Source organism: Streptomyces sp. NPDC001137, from assembly GCF_040298885.1.
Lineage (GTDB): Bacteria > Actinomycetota > Actinomycetes > Streptomycetales > Streptomycetaceae > Streptomyces.
In genome coordinates this window covers 361,420-374,370 of the sequence record NZ_JBEPBA010000004.1, presented here as the reverse complement: position 1 = coordinate 374,370, position 12,951 = coordinate 361,420, and the positions used below count along the sequence as shown (strand labels likewise).

Below are 12,951 nucleotides of genomic sequence, written 5' to 3'. Positions count from 1 at the left end.
ACCCAGCCCCGTGCGGTTCAGCCCGCCCTGCTCAGACGCAGTGCGGCATGAAGGCGGGGTCGGCCGGCCCCTTGCGTTCCAGGGCGTTGAGCACCCACTGCTCGACCAGTGGCGACTTGGGCGCCTGGTCGTGCTCGGTGGTGTCGAGCGGGCAGCGGTCCTGGAGGCGGACGTTGGTCACGTACGAGCCGGGGCCCTTGAGGAAGGCGCTGGTGTACGGCACCACGACCTCGTCGTACTGGGTGGCGATCGCCGTGTAGTCGGGGCCCACCGGGGTCTCCGGGTCGGAGTTGAGCTTCTGCAGGAAGTCCGAGCCGGCGGTCTGGTCGACGCAGGAGTCGCAGACGGTGGCGCCGGCCGCGAGGGCGAGGGGGTTGGTGGTGCCGTGGTTGGACGGCACGATGCCGACGAGGTCGTCGACCTTGGTCGCCCCGCCGAGGAACTTCACGTAGTAGCGGGGCATCATGCCGCCCTGGCTGTGCCCGACGATGTCCACCTTCTTCGCGCCGGTCGCGCCGAGCACGGCGTTCACGAAGTCCCGCAGCTCGGCCGCCGAGTCCGGGATCGGGGCGGTCTCCAGGCCGCCGTACTCGAAGGAGAAGACGCAGTAGCCGGCGTTCGCCAGCGCGGGCGAGAGGGTCAGCCAGTTCTCGTACGAGGTCTTGAAGGTGCCGTTCACCAGGACCACGGGCTGCGGATGGGCCGAGTCCGGCTTGCAGGACCAGTCGTTGGAGCCGGGCGGTGGGGTGTCGGCGGCGCCCGCGGGAGCGGTGAACCCGAAGGCGCACAGGGCGGCTGTGGCGGTGACGGCGAGAAGGCGGGCTGTTCGTCTGGTACCTCGGGCGCGCATGACGTCCCTTTCATGCTCGGCTGCGATCGACCGGCGTTCGGCATTGTCGACCGGGTAACCGGAATAGTTACCTCCGAGTAGAGCCACGTCAAGGTTTCAGCCAGTGGCCGAATCTCATCTGTTACCAAGCGGCCCGGGAGCACGAAGGGCCCGGACGTGCCGTCCGGGCCCTGCTGTGCGCTGCGGTGCGGCCGTCAGGCCTGCTTGGCCGTGGCCCATGCGTGCTGTGCCGCCACGTCCACCTTGACCTCGGCGAGCTGGACGGCGACCGCGCTGGGCGCCGTGCCGCCGCGGCCGCTGCGGGAGGCCAGGGCACCCGGCACGTTCAGGACCGTCCGCACCTCGGGGGTCAGATGGGCGGAGATCTTGGCGAACTGCTCGTCCGTCAGCTCGTCCAGTTCCTTGCCCTCGGCCTCGGCGGCCTTCACGCACTCGCCGGCGACCTCGTGCGCCACGCGGAACGGGACGCCCTTCTTGACCAGCCACTCCGCGATGTCGGTGGCCAGGGAGAACCCGGCCGGGGCCAGCTCCTCCATGCGCTCGCGGTGCACGGTGAGCGTCGCCATCATGCCGGTGAAGGCCGGGAGCAGCAGCTCCAGTTGGTCGATGGAGTCGAAGACCGGCTCCTTGTCCTCCTGCAGATCGCGGTTGTACGCGAGCGGCAGGGCCTTGAGCGTGGCCATGAGGCCGGTCAGGTTGCCGATCAGACGGCCGGACTTGCCGCGCGCCAGCTCGGCGATGTCCGGGTTCTTCTTCTGCGGCATGATCGACGAGCCCGTGGAGAACGCGTCGTGGAGGGTCACGAAGGAGAACTCCTTCGTGTTCCAGAGGATGATCTCCTCCGCGATCCGGGAGATGTTGACGCCGATCATCGCGGTGATGAAGGTGAACTCGGCGACGTAGTCGCGGGAGGCCGTGCCGTCGATGGAGTTGCCGACGCTGCCGTGCTCGAAGCCGAGGTCCTTGGCCACCGCCTCCGGGTCCAGGCCGAGGGAGGAGCCCGCGAGGGCGCCCGAGCCGTACGGCGAGACCGCCGTGCGCTCGTCCCACTGGCGCAGCCGCTCCGCGTCCCGGGACAGCGCCTGGGCGTGGGCCAGGACGTGGTGGGCGAAGAGGACCGGCTGGGCGTGCTGGAGGTGGGTGCGGCCGGGCATCGCCACGTCCGGGTGAGCCTCGGCGAGACCGATCAGGGCGTCCTGGAGCTCGGCGATCAGTCCGGCGATGGTGCGGGCGTGGTCCCGGAGGTACATCCGGAAGAGGGTCGTCACCTGGTCGTTGCGGGAGCGGCCCGCGCGGAGCTTGCCGCCCAGGTCGGGTCCGAGGCGCTCCAGGAGACCCCGCTCCAGCGCGGTGTGGCAGTCCTCGTCGGCGATCGTGCCCACGAAGGAGCCGTCGGCCACGTCCGCCTCGAGCTGGTCGAGTCCGGCGATCATGCGGGTCAGCTCGTCGTCCGTGAGGAGGCCCGCCTTGTGCAGCACGCGCGCGTGGGCTCGCGAACCGGCGATGTCGTAGGGCGCCAGCCGCCAGTCGAAGTGGACGGATGCGGACAGCTTGGCCAGGGCCTCGGAGGGACCGTCTGCGAAACGGGCGCCCCAGAGCCGTACGTCACCGCTGTTGCTGCTCACTTGCGTTGCTCCTAGGGAGGGTTGGTCTTGCGCACAGTCTCGCTCACGCGAGGTCACGTCAGGCTGCGCCCGCCATTGGCGCCGGGCTGCGATCTTCGACAGCGGACGACATGCATGAGTATGCAGTGCTCTGCATGATTCGTCAATCAGCCTCAGGAGTCAGGAGGGGTGTGGAGAAGTTCTGAAGGACGGTTGAACAAACGAAACCGCTTACCCGTACTTCACCCCGAACGCCGGCGCCGCGTCTGTAAACCCACTCCTGACCCAAGTGAGGCATCCGCATGTCCAGGGCTCTTCCGAAGTACAACAAGCGTCGCGTCGCGATCATCGGCGGCGCTGCCGCGGTGGCGCTGTCCGGAGCGGTGATCGCCGGTTCCGCCCTCGCCGGGACGCCGTCCAAGAGCAGCGGGAACAACGCCCGGACCCTGGCCGCGTCCCCCGGCACCATCACCTGCCAGGACGTCGCCTCGAAGCTCCCGGCGATCCCCGCCTCCGCGCAGGCCGAGGTCACCCGCAACCTCACCCTGCTGCAGACGCAGATCCAGGAGGCCAACAACCGGTTGCAGAGCACGGTCGGCCAGGGCGGCCCGAACTTCGTGAACAACGCCATCCTGGGGCCCCTGAAGGACAAGCGGGTGGCCACGATCAACCGCATCGCCACGGCCATCGGGCGTACGGCGGCCAAGCCGACCGGTCTGGACGCGCTGGCGCCGTGCACCCTCAACGCCGCCGGTGCGAACGCCGGTAACACCGGCAACGCCGGCAAGGGCAAGGGCAACGCCAACAAGGGGAACGCCGGCTCCGGTGCCGCCGCGAACACCGCGGCGGGCGGGCAGGCGGCCGGCTCCGGCGCCTCCGCCGCCGGGACCATCACCTGCCCGGACGTCGCCTCCAAGCTCCCGGCGATCCCCGCCTCCGCGCAGAACGAGGTCACCCGCAACCTCACCCTGCTGCAGACGCAGATCCAGGAGGCCAACAACCGACTGCAGAGCACGGTCGGCCAGGGCGGCCCGAACTTCGTGCAGAACGCGATCCTCGGCCCGCTGACCGACAAGCGGAAGTCGACCATCGACCGCATCGCGATCGCCATCGGCCGCACCTCCGCCAAGCCGACCGGCCTGGACTCCCTGGCCGCCTGCACGCTCACCAAGTAACGGGCGTGACAGGCGCTGTGGCCGCCCCGATGCAGCGCCGGCCGGGGTGGCCACGGCCGATGGCCTGCAAGCGGAGCCCGTAATTCCTTTAGACAGTCGAAAGGTTTGCGTTCATAATCTTGAGGCGTGGGAAAGACTTATGAACGCATAGACGGCAGGCTGCGCTCCTTCATCGAGGCGCAGCCCCTCTTCTTCACCGCGACCGCGCCCCTCTCCGGCGACGGCACGATCAACCTCTCCCCCAAGGGCCTCAAGGGCTCCTTCGCGGTGATCGACGAACTCACCGTGGCCTATCTGGACTTCGCGGGATCCAACGCGGAGACGATCGCGCATCTGCGGGAGAACGGGCGCATCACCCTGATGTGGTGCGCCTTCCAGGGCCCGCCGAACATCGTGCGGGTGCACGGCCGCGGAGAGCCAGTCTTCCGCGACGACCCGCGCTTCAAGGAACTGCTCGCCCATTTCCCGGACATCGACCCGACCCCGCACGGCCTGCGGGCGGTCATCGTCGTGACGGCCGAACTCGTCCGGGACACCTGCGGTTACGCCGTGCCCTTCATGACCTACGACGAGGACCGCGACCTGCACAGCAAGCGCTTCGCACGGGAGGACGACGCCTCGCTCGGCGCGTACTTCGCCAAGAAGGAGCACATCGCCACGAGCCTGGATGGCCTACCCGGGCTGCCGTTGCCGCTCCCCCCGTCTACGGTCTGAGCCATGCGATCAGCTCTCGCCGCCGGCGCTCTGGTGTGCGCCTCGCTCCTGGTCCTCGCCGCCGTGCCGGCCGCCTCGGCCTCCGGTGCGCCCCTTCCCGCCCGGATGGCCGACACGGGCGGCGGTACGCAGCTGATCACCGCCGTGGCCCCGAGTACGCGCTCGACGACCGGCAAGGTCACCTGGTGGGACCTGCGGGACGGCCGCTGGGTGAAGGCCGGTTCGGCGTCCGCGCGGTTCGGGGCGAAAGGGCTTGTGGAGGGGGCGTCGCGCAGGCAGAACACGAACACGACTCCGACCGGGCTGTACGACCTGCCGTACGCCTTCGGGATCGAGGCCGCGCCGCGCGGGGCCCGATCCAAGTACCGTGCGGTGAAGCAGAGTTCATGGTGGTGCGAGGACATCGCCTCGGCGTCCTACAACCGTTGGACCGATCCGCGTCCGGCCGACTGCCGCGCGTCCGAGTCCGAGCACCTTGCCTCGTACACGACTCAGTACGCCTATGCGTTCGTCATCGGGTTCAACTACCACCAGCGCGTACGGGGGCGGGGCGCCGGCATCTTCCTGCATGTCAACGGGCGGGGGGCCACCGCGGGTTGTGTGTCCGTGCCCAGGTCCGCGATGCGGGCGATTCTCAGGTGGGCGGTTCCCGGGAAGGGGCCGCACATCGCCGTCGGAACGGCGAGCGGGAGTACGGCGATCACGCGGTACTGAGCCGTACGGAGAAGGTGGTCGAGCCCGCTGTGCTCTCCAGGCCGACACTCCCGCCGTGTGCCTCGGCCACCGCTGCCACGATCGACAGACCCAGCCCGGCGCCCCCGCCCGGGGCGTTCTTGCGGCGGCGGTGTTCGGCGCGGGTGAAGCGTTCGAAGACGCCCGGCTGGATGTCCTCGGGGACGCCGGGGCCGTCGTCGTGGACCTTGAGGACGGCCGAGGCGCCGTCGGTCTCCAGTGACGCCGTCACCTTGGTGCCGACCGGGGTGTGCAGCCGCGCGTTGGCCAGCAGGTTGGCCAGTACCTGGTGCAGACGGTGCTCGTCGCCGGTGACCGTGACCGGTTCCTCGGGGAGTTCCAGGGTCCAGCGGTGGTCGGGGCCGGCGGCGCGGGCGTCGGACACGGCGTCCAGGACCAGGCGGGTGAGGTCGACGGGAACGCGTTCGAGGGGGCGGCCCGCGTCCAGGCGGGCCAGGAGCAGCAGGTCGTCCACCATCGCGCCCATACGGCCCGACTCGGCGGCGATGCGTTCGAGGGCCCGGGTGATCTCCGGCGGCACCGGGCCGGGGTGCAGGAGGGCCAGCTCCGCGTGGCCGCGGACGGAGGCGACCGGGGTGCGCAGTTCGTGGCTGGCGTCGGCGGCGAAGCTGCGCAGCCGCTCCTCGCTCGCGTGCCGTTTGGTCAGGGCGTCCTCGACATGGCCGAGCATGCGGTTGAAGGCGCCGGCGACCCGGCCCACCTCGCTGCGCGGGTCCGACTCGGGGGCGCGCGGCGGCAGGGCCACTTCGCCGCTTGCAAGGGGGAGTTCGCTGACCCGGGTGGCGGTCGCGGCGACCCGGCTCAGCGGCCGCAGGGACCAGCGCACCCACAGCGCGCCCGCGACGCCGGTGAGGGTGAGGGCGGCGCCGAAGACGATGCCGGCGACCAGTTCGAGGCGGTGGACGGTGGCTTCCACGGGCTCCAGGGGCAGCCCGGTGATCAGGACGTCGCCGTCGAGGCCCCTGGACGCGGTCACCCGGTAGCCGTGCAGGGCGAAGAGCCGGACGCTGTGGCCCTTGCCGTCCACGGGGACCGCCGCGAGCTGCCTGGTGTCCCCGGCCGTCAGCGTGACATCGACGACTCCGCCGGTCCGGATGACCGCGGCGTTGGTGGCCGTACCGTCGACCAGGCGGGCGCCGAAGGTGCCGGCGGCCTGTCTGCGGTCGTCGCCGTGTTCGTCGCCGTCGTGGTCGTCGGGGAGCTTGCCCCCGTGTTCCAGGCTGGCGGCGAACCGGGGTCCGACCTGGCCGAGCTGCTCGTCGAGGCGGCTGGTGAGGAAGCCGTTCAGCTCGATCACGGCGGCGAGGCCCACCGCCGCGCAGCTGACCGCGAGCAGCACCACCAGGCCGACGGTGAGCCGGGCCCGGAGCGTGCGTGGCCGGGGCAGGCTCCGCCACCGCAGCCTCATGGCGTCACCGGCTTGAGCACGTACCCGGCCCCCCGCACGGTGTGGATCATCGGCTCGCGGCCCGCGTCCACCTTCTTGCGCAGGTAGGAGATGTACAGCTCGACGACATGGGCGCGGCCGCCGAAGTCGTAGGACCAGACGCGGTCGAGGATCTGTGCCTTGCTGAGCACGCGGCGCGGGTTGCGCATCAGGAAGCGGAGCAGCTCGAACTCGGTGGGTGACAGCTCGACCAGCTCGCCCGCCCGTGTCACCTCACGGGCCTCCTCGTCCATCACCAGGTCGCCCACCGTCAGTCGCGGGCCCTCGTCCAGCTGGCGTGCCATGCCGGCGCGGCGCAGCAGGCCGCGGAGGCGGGCGACGACCTCCTCCAGGCTGAAGGGTTTGGTGACGTAGTCGTCACCGCCCGCCGTGATACCGGCGATGCGGTCCTCGACCGCGTCCCGCGCGGTGAGGAAGAGGACGCACACATCGGGTTTCACGGTGTGCAGGGAGCGCAGCACGGCGAAGCCGTCGGTGTCGGGCAGCATCACGTCCAGCACCACGGCGTCCGGCATCAGCTCCCGCGCCTCGGCCAGTGCGGTGGCTCCGTCTCCGGCCGAGCGGACCTGCCAGCCCTCGTAGCGCAGGGCGCCCGAGAGCACCTCCGCGAGATCCGGGTCGTCGTCGACGACGAGGACGCGCAGGGGAGTGCCGTCGGGGCGGGTGAGGGCGGGGCGGCCGGAGCGGGTGGTGTTCATGGCTCTACCAGGATCACCCCTCGGTGGGGCGGTCGGCGGCCGCCGAGGCTCTGAGTTTCCTCTGAGTGGGCTCGGAGAGTGCCGGTTCAGAGGGTGCTGAGAGGTTGCGGCGGCACAGTTGCGTCCGGACACAGGCGAAAGGACGCACACATGACCACCGTGTACGAGCGGCGGACGGCACCGGCCGTGGCGCCGGCCGCGCGGCGCTCCCCCGCGGGCCCCGTGCTAGCCCTGCTGTGGGCCGGGGCGGCCGCCGTGGTCGCCCTGTGGTGGACGGACACCGGCTCGGTGGTGGGGACGGCCGGCTGGCTGACCGGGGCCGGGCGGATCGCGGGGCTGCTGTGCGGCTACGCCTGCGCCGTGCTGGTCGGTCTGATGGCGCGGGTGCCGCTGCTGGAGCGGCGGATCGGCTCGGACCGGGTGGCGCGCTGGCATGCGATGGCCGGCCGCTACACGGTGTGCCTGCTTCTCGCGCACATCGTGCTGATCCTCCTCGGGTACGCCGCCCAGGACGGCGCCCCGGTGTGGCACGAGACACTCACCGTCGTCCTGGACTACCCGGACATGCTCAAAGCCACCTTCGGCACAGTCATCCTGTTCGCGGTCGGCATCACCTCGGCACGCGCCGCCCGCCGTCGGCTCTCCTACGAGTTCTGGTACTACGTCCACCTGCTCACGTACCTGGCCGTGTTCCTGGCCTTCTTCCACCAGCTGACCCTGGGCAACGAGTTCAACGGTCACACCGCGGCGACGGCCGCCTGGTACGTGCTGTATCTCGGTGTCGCGGCCCTGGTGCTGTGGTTCCGGGTCCTGGTAGCGCTGCGGCTCAATCTGCGGCACCGGCTGCGGGTGGAGTCGGTGCACAAGGAGGCGCCGGGGGTGTACTCCGTCGTCGTACGGGGTGAGCGGCTGGACGAACTGGGCGTGCGGGCCGGGCAGTTCTTCCGCTGGCGGTTCCTCGGCGAGGGCATGGGCTGGACGTCGACGCCGTACTCCCTGTCGGCGACACCCCGTCAGGACCTGATGCGGATCACGGTCAAGGCGCTGGGCGACCACAGCGCGGCGGTCGCGCTGCTGCGCCCGGGCACCCGGGTGTGGGCGGAGGGCCCCTACGGGTCGCTGACCCAGGACCGGCAGACCGCGCAGAAGTCCCTGCTGATCGCGGGCGGCGTCGGTATCACACCGCTGCGGGCGCTGTTCGAGACGCTGCCCGGCGAGGTCACCCTTCTGTACCGGGCGCGCACGGCCGAAGACCTCGCCCTGGGCGGGGAGTTGGAGGCCATCGCCCGCTGGCGCGGGGCCAAGGTGCTGTACGCGCTCAACGGACCGGACGGGCGGCGCCCCAGCCTCAGCGCCCAGTCCCTGCGCGCCTCCTTCCCCGACCTCGTGGGCCATGACGTCTACATCTGCGGCCCGCACGGCTTCGCCCGCGAACTGTACGAGGCGCTGCGCACCGCGGGGGTGCCGGACCGCCGTATCCACCACGAGTCGTTCGAGCTGTGAGGCAGGCGAAGTGCACGCGTTGAAGAAGAACCGCCCGCTGCGCCGGATCGTGCTGGCGAGCGCAGCCACCGTCTCCGGGATGGTGCTGCTGCTGTCCCTGAAGCCGCACTCGACCCCGGCGGCCGCCCTGGCGGTGCCCGCGCCCTCCGGCAGTTCCAGTGCCGCCGCGACGACCGGAACGAAGACCGTCACCGGCGACACGGTCCAGACCCGCTGGGGCCCCGTCCAGGTCCGCATCACCGTCAAGAACGGCAGGCTCACCGAGGTGACCGCCGTCACCTACCCGACGGAGAACCCGAGGGACCAGGAGATCAACAGCTTCGCCCTCCCCCGGCTCAGGAGCGAGGCGTTGCAGGCCCAGAGCGCGGACATCGACACCGTCTCCGGAGCCACCTACACAAGTGACGGTTACCGCCAGTCACTCCAGTCCGCACTGGACTCGGCACGCGGCTGAACACACCGGCGTCGCGGCACGTATCTCTGGGCCAAGGGACCACGACAGCCCCCTTGCCCCCGCCCCGGAGGAACAGTGACCACCACGCTCGCAGGCGGCCGCGCCGCCCGCCGCCAGACGATGCGCCGCATCCGCCCGCGCCGCTCCCCGGCGACCGTCCTGCTGCTCGCCGTATGGGCGGGCGCGGTCGGTGTGCTGTGGCTGTGGTGGCACAACACGCCGTCCATCGCCGACCAGAACGGCAAGATCCTCAACGCGGGCCGGATCACCGGTCTGCTGGCCGGTTATCTGATGGCGCTCGTGGTGCTCCAGATGGCCCGCGTGCCGGCTCTCGAACGGCGCGTCGGCTCCGACCGGGTGGCGCGCTGGCACGCGATGAGCGGCCGCTACACGCTCTGCCTGGTCTTCGCGCACGTCTTCCTCATCATGTGGGGCTATGCGCTGCAGGCGGGCAAATCGCTCGGCGACATCGTCCAGCAGACGATCGACTCCATCAACCAGCTGCCGGACATGGGCAAGGCGGCCATCGGCACCGGCCTGTTCGTGGTCATCGGGCTGACGTCGATCGGCCCGGTGCGGCGCAGGATCCCGTACGACACCTGGTACCACGTCCACCTGCTGACGTACGGCGCCGTGTTCCTGACGTTCTGGCACCAGATCACCACCGGCAACGACTTCGCCGTCGAGCCGACCGCGAAGACCTTCTGGTACGTGCTGTACGGGTCGGTGACCGCGCTGGTCGTCTGGTACCGCATCCTCACGCCGATCCGGCTGAACCTGCGGCACCGCATGCGCGTCGAGGCGGTCATCGAGGAGACTCCGGGCATCGTGTCGGTGCTGATCGGCGGGCGGAAGCTGCACCGGATGGGCGCGGAGGCCGGGCAGTTCTTCCGGTGGCGGTTCCTCGCACCGGGCATGCGGTTCTCCTCCCACCCGTACTCGCTGTCGGCGGCCCCCCGGCCGGACATGCTGCGGATCACCGTCAAGGCGATCGGTGACCACAGCGCCCGGCTGCGCGAGCTGACGCCCGGCACCAAGGTGTGGGCCGAGGGCCCCTACGGCGCGATGACCGCCCAGCGGCGCAGCCGCGGCAAGGTGCTGCTGGTGGCCGGCGGCGTAGGCATCACGCCGATGCGGGCGCTGTTCGAGACGCTGCCCGGCGCCTCCGGCGACATCACGCTCCTGTACCGGGCCAACACCACGCAGGACCTGGCCCTTTGGGACGAACTCGCCGCCATCGCCGACGACCGCGGCGCCCGGCTGATGTACGCAGTCAACAGCCCGGACGGGGAGCGCCCGGACATCTCGGCGGAGCGGCTGCGGCAGAAGCTGCCGGACATCGAACAGCACGACGTCTTCATGTGCGGCCCCGCCGGGTTCGCGCAGACCGTGTACGAAGCACTGCGCGGTGCGGGAGTGCCCGCCCGCCGCATCCATCACGAGTCGTTCGAGATGTGAGCGACGGGACTTCAGGAGTCTGGGAAAGCGATGAAGAAGAGTCACCCCATCCGGCGTGTCGTGCTGGCCACCGCCGCCACCGTGTCGGGCGTCGTACTGCTGCTGTCGCTGAAACCGGCGTCCGACCCGAACGCCCAGGCGGCCGGTGCGGCCCCGCAGCAGACCGCGGCCGCGCAGGAGTCGCCCCAGGGCGGCACCGCGGGCGCCGGGAGCGGCACGGTCGACGGCAGTGTGGCCCAGACCCAGTACGGCAACGTCCAGGTCCGGCTGACCGTCAGCAACGGAAAGATCACCAAGGCCGAGGCGATCCAGGCGCCCAAGGGCGGCACCAGCGACCAGAAGACCGCGCTGTCCATACCGAAGCTGACCAAGGAGACGGTCGCCGCGCAGAGCGCGCAGATCGACTCGGTCTCCGGGGCGACGTACACGAGCAACGGCTACAAGCAGTCGCTGCAGTCGGCGATCGACAAGATGAAGGCGAGCGCCGGTTCCTCGCAGGGCGCCGGTTCCTCGCAGAGCGGCGGCGGCGGTTCCGCGTCCGGCAGCTCCCAGGGCTCGGGCTCCGCGGGCACCCAGGCCAAGACCGTCACCGGCAGTGTCGCGCAGACCCAGTACGGGCCGGTCCAGGTCCGTATCACCGTCAGCAACGGCAAGATCACCAAGGCCGACGCGGTGCAGGCGCCCAAGGGCGGGCTCAGCGACCAGAAGACGGCGATGGCCATTCCCAAGCTCAACCAGGAGGCGGTGGCGGCCGGCAGCGCGAAGATCGACGCGGTGTCGGGTGCCACCTACACGAGCAGCGGTTATATGCAGTCGCTGCAGTCGGCGCTGGACCAGGCCGGTGGCTGAGTCGGTGGCCGAGTCGGCAGAAGCTCCCGCCGCGGTGCGTCATGCGGAGGAGGTCATGGGGACCGTCTTCTCCTTCGACGTCCGCGGCGGGGAGCCCGGTGCGGTGCAGGCGGCGCTGGAGGAGGCGATCGCCGGACTGCACCGGGTGAACGAGGTGTTCAGCACGTACCGCGACGACAGCCAGGTCTCCCGGCTCGCGCGCGGTGAGCTGACCGTGGAGCAGTGCGCCCCCGAGGTCGCCGAGGTGCTCGCACTGGGCGCCGAGGCGGAGCGGGTGAGCGACGGCTGGTTCAGCATGCGCTACGAGGGGCGGCTGGATCCGACCGGCATCGTCAAGGGCTGGGCCGCCGAGCGCGCGGCCCGGCTGCTGGCGGCCACCCCCGGCGTGAGCGGCGTGAGCATGAACGGCGGCGGGGACGTCCAGCTGCTCGGCATGCCCGAACCGCACCGGCCCTGGCGGGTCGGGGTGGCGGACCCGCTGCGCCCGGGCGGGCTCGCGGCGGTCGTCTCCGCGGCCGGCACGGACGAACTGGCGGTGGCCACCTCCGGCACCGCCGAGCGCGGCGCCCACATCGTCGACCCCCGCACGGGCCGCTCCGCGGTCACCGACCTGGTGGCGGTGACCGTGGTGGCCCCCAAGCTGACCTGGGCGGACTGCTGGGCCACGGCGGCCTTCGCCATGGGCTCCAACCAGGGCCTGCGCTGGCTGGAGTCCCTCCCGGACGTGGAGGCCCTGCTGATCACGGCGGGCGACGAGGTGAGATGCACAGGAGGCCTCGCTGCTCGCCTGGGCTGACCGGAGCGCCCCTTTCAGGGGCGCGGGGCTGTGTTGAATGTGCGGCTACCGCCGCGCGGGCGCGACCAGCCCCCACGACCCGCACTCGGCGAACGACCGCAAGTCCCTCTTCAGTGGCCGTTCTGAGCCAACCTCAACAAGTGCTCGGCCAGCGCACTTCCCCCACTGGGATCCCGGCTGATCAGCAACAACGTATCGTCACCGGCAATCGTGCCGAGAATGTCGTGCAGTTCGGCCTGGTCGATCGCCGAGGCCAGGAACTGCGCGGCCCCCGGCGGCGTCCGCAGCACCACAAGATTCGCGGACGCCTCCGCAGAGATCAGCAGCTCCTGCGACAACCGCCGCATCCGCTCTTCCTTCGCCGACTCCCCCAGCGGCGCCCGGGGGGTCCGGAAACCCCCCTCGCTCGGCACCGCATAGATCAGGTCGCCGTCGTTGTTGCGGATCTTCACCGCGTTGAGCTCGTCCAGGTCCCGGCTCAACGTCGCCTGCGTGACATTCAAGCCGTCGTCGGCCAACAGCTTCGCCAACTGGCTCTGCGAGCGCACCGGTTGCCGGTTGAGGATGTCCACGATCCGGCGGTGGCGTGCGGTGCGGGTCTGCGGCACGGCAGGCCCGGCGTGCTGTGCGTCGTCCTGCGCGTGACTCAT

13 protein-coding genes are annotated in these 12,951 nt (G+C 70.9%); 8 read left to right on the top strand and 5 right to left on the bottom strand.

The annotated features are described in order from the left end of the window. Positions 1-31 precede the first annotated feature (31 nt). Both ABT254_RS10255 and argH read right to left on the bottom strand, forming a co-directional pair. Entirely contained in the window at positions 32-850 is an 819-nt protein-coding gene (locus ABT254_RS10255; RefSeq protein WP_351466430.1) for an alpha/beta fold hydrolase, read from the bottom strand. A 194-nt stretch (positions 851-1,044) separates the two neighbouring features. Beyond that, a complete protein-coding gene (argH, locus tag ABT254_RS10250; protein ID WP_351466427.1) occupies positions 1,045-2,475 on the bottom strand; it encodes an argininosuccinate lyase in 1,431 nt (476 codons plus the stop codon). 281 nt (positions 2,476-2,756) lie between these two features. Between argH and ABT254_RS10245 the strand changes: the two genes are divergently transcribed. The 3 genes from ABT254_RS10245 to ABT254_RS10235 all read left to right on the top strand — a co-directional run bounded on the left by ABT254_RS10245 (position 2,757) and on the right by ABT254_RS10235 (position 5,057). After that, entirely contained in the window at positions 2,757-3,629 is an 873-nt protein-coding gene (locus ABT254_RS10245; RefSeq protein WP_351466425.1) for a hypothetical protein, read from the top strand. Positions 3,630-3,755: 126 nt separating this feature from the next. Continuing rightward, a complete protein-coding gene (locus ABT254_RS10240) occupies positions 3,756-4,343 on the top strand; it encodes a pyridoxamine 5'-phosphate oxidase family protein (protein ID WP_351466422.1) in 588 nt (195 codons plus the stop codon). 3 nt (positions 4,344-4,346) lie between these two features. Then, the gene (locus ABT254_RS10235) at positions 4,347-5,057 is read left to right on the top strand and encodes a L,D-transpeptidase family protein (protein WP_351466420.1); all 711 of its coding nucleotides are present in this window, start codon (positions 4,347-4,349) and stop codon (positions 5,055-5,057) included. On the opposite strand, the gene ABT254_RS10230 is transcribed toward ABT254_RS10235, so the two are convergent. Both ABT254_RS10230 and ABT254_RS10225 read right to left on the bottom strand, forming a co-directional pair. Further along, entirely contained in the window at positions 5,044-6,504 is a 1,461-nt protein-coding gene (locus ABT254_RS10230; RefSeq protein WP_351466417.1) for a sensor histidine kinase, read from the bottom strand. The genes ABT254_RS10235 and ABT254_RS10230 overlap by 14 nt on opposite strands. Then, positions 6,501-7,241 (bottom strand): response regulator transcription factor, encoded by a 741-nt coding sequence (locus ABT254_RS10225; protein ID WP_351466414.1) that lies wholly within the window; start codon positions 7,239-7,241, stop codon positions 6,501-6,503. The genes ABT254_RS10230 and ABT254_RS10225 overlap by 4 nt, the downstream gene beginning before the upstream one ends. Before the next feature lie 150 nt (positions 7,242-7,391). Between ABT254_RS10225 and ABT254_RS10220 the strand changes: the two genes are divergently transcribed. From ABT254_RS10220 to ABT254_RS10200, 5 genes are all read left to right on the top strand, one after another. Beyond that, positions 7,392-8,744 carry a ferredoxin reductase family protein gene (locus tag ABT254_RS10220; RefSeq protein ID WP_351466411.1) on the top strand — a complete coding sequence of 451 codons (1,353 nt, stop codon included), beginning with the start codon at positions 7,392-7,394 and terminating at the stop codon, positions 8,742-8,744. 10 nt (positions 8,745-8,754) lie between these two features. After that, on the top strand, positions 8,755-9,198 hold the full coding sequence (locus tag ABT254_RS10215; protein WP_351466408.1) for an FMN-binding protein: 444 nt from the start codon (positions 8,755-8,757) through the stop codon (positions 9,196-9,198). A gap of 75 nt (positions 9,199-9,273) precedes the next feature. Then, positions 9,274-10,656, top strand: coding sequence for a ferredoxin reductase family protein (locus tag ABT254_RS10210; protein WP_351466405.1), 1,383 nt, complete (start codon positions 9,274-9,276; stop codon positions 10,654-10,656). A gap of 30 nt (positions 10,657-10,686) precedes the next feature. Continuing rightward, positions 10,687-11,505, top strand: a complete 819-nt coding sequence (locus ABT254_RS10205) for an FMN-binding protein (RefSeq protein WP_351466402.1) — start codon at positions 10,687-10,689, stop codon at positions 11,503-11,505. A gap of 55 nt (positions 11,506-11,560) precedes the next feature. Next, positions 11,561-12,301, top strand: coding sequence for an FAD:protein FMN transferase (locus ABT254_RS10200; RefSeq protein ID WP_450753317.1), 741 nt, complete (start codon positions 11,561-11,563; stop codon positions 12,299-12,301). A 110-nt stretch (positions 12,302-12,411) separates the two neighbouring features. Here the strand turns inward: ABT254_RS10200 and ABT254_RS10195 are convergent, their stop codons facing one another. After that, positions 12,412-12,951, bottom strand: a complete 540-nt coding sequence (locus ABT254_RS10195; RefSeq protein WP_351466396.1) for an arginine repressor — start codon at positions 12,949-12,951, stop codon at positions 12,412-12,414.

Excerpts from the sequence above, each read along its gene's own strand:
- ABT254_RS10230 (WP_351466417.1), bottom strand. The coding sequence starts at position 6,504 with ATGAGGCTGCGGTGGCGGAGCCTGCCCCGGCCACGCACGCTCCGGGCC.
- ABT254_RS10205 (WP_351466402.1), top strand. The coding sequence starts at position 10,687 with ATGAAGAAGAGTCACCCCATCCGGCGTGTCGTGCTGGCCACCGCCGCC.
- ABT254_RS10235 (WP_351466420.1), top strand. The coding sequence starts at position 4,347 with ATGCGATCAGCTCTCGCCGCCGGCGCTCTGGTGTGCGCCTCGCTCCTG.
- ABT254_RS10245 (WP_351466425.1), top strand. The coding sequence starts at position 2,757 with ATGTCCAGGGCTCTTCCGAAGTACAACAAGCGTCGCGTCGCGATCATC.
- ABT254_RS10200 (WP_450753317.1), top strand. The coding sequence starts at position 11,561 with ATGGGGACCGTCTTCTCCTTCGACGTCCGCGGCGGGGAGCCCGGTGCG.
- ABT254_RS10225 (WP_351466414.1), bottom strand. The coding sequence starts at position 7,241 with ATGAACACCACCCGCTCCGGCCGCCCCGCCCTCACCCGCCCCGACGGC.
- ABT254_RS10255 (WP_351466430.1), bottom strand. The coding sequence starts at position 850 with ATGCGCGCCCGAGGTACCAGACGAACAGCCCGCCTTCTCGCCGTCACC.
- ABT254_RS10220 (WP_351466411.1), top strand. The coding sequence starts at position 7,392 with ATGACCACCGTGTACGAGCGGCGGACGGCACCGGCCGTGGCGCCGGCC.
- ABT254_RS10195 (WP_351466396.1), bottom strand. The coding sequence starts at position 12,951 with ATGAGTCACGCGCAGGACGACGCACAGCACGCCGGGCCTGCCGTGCCG.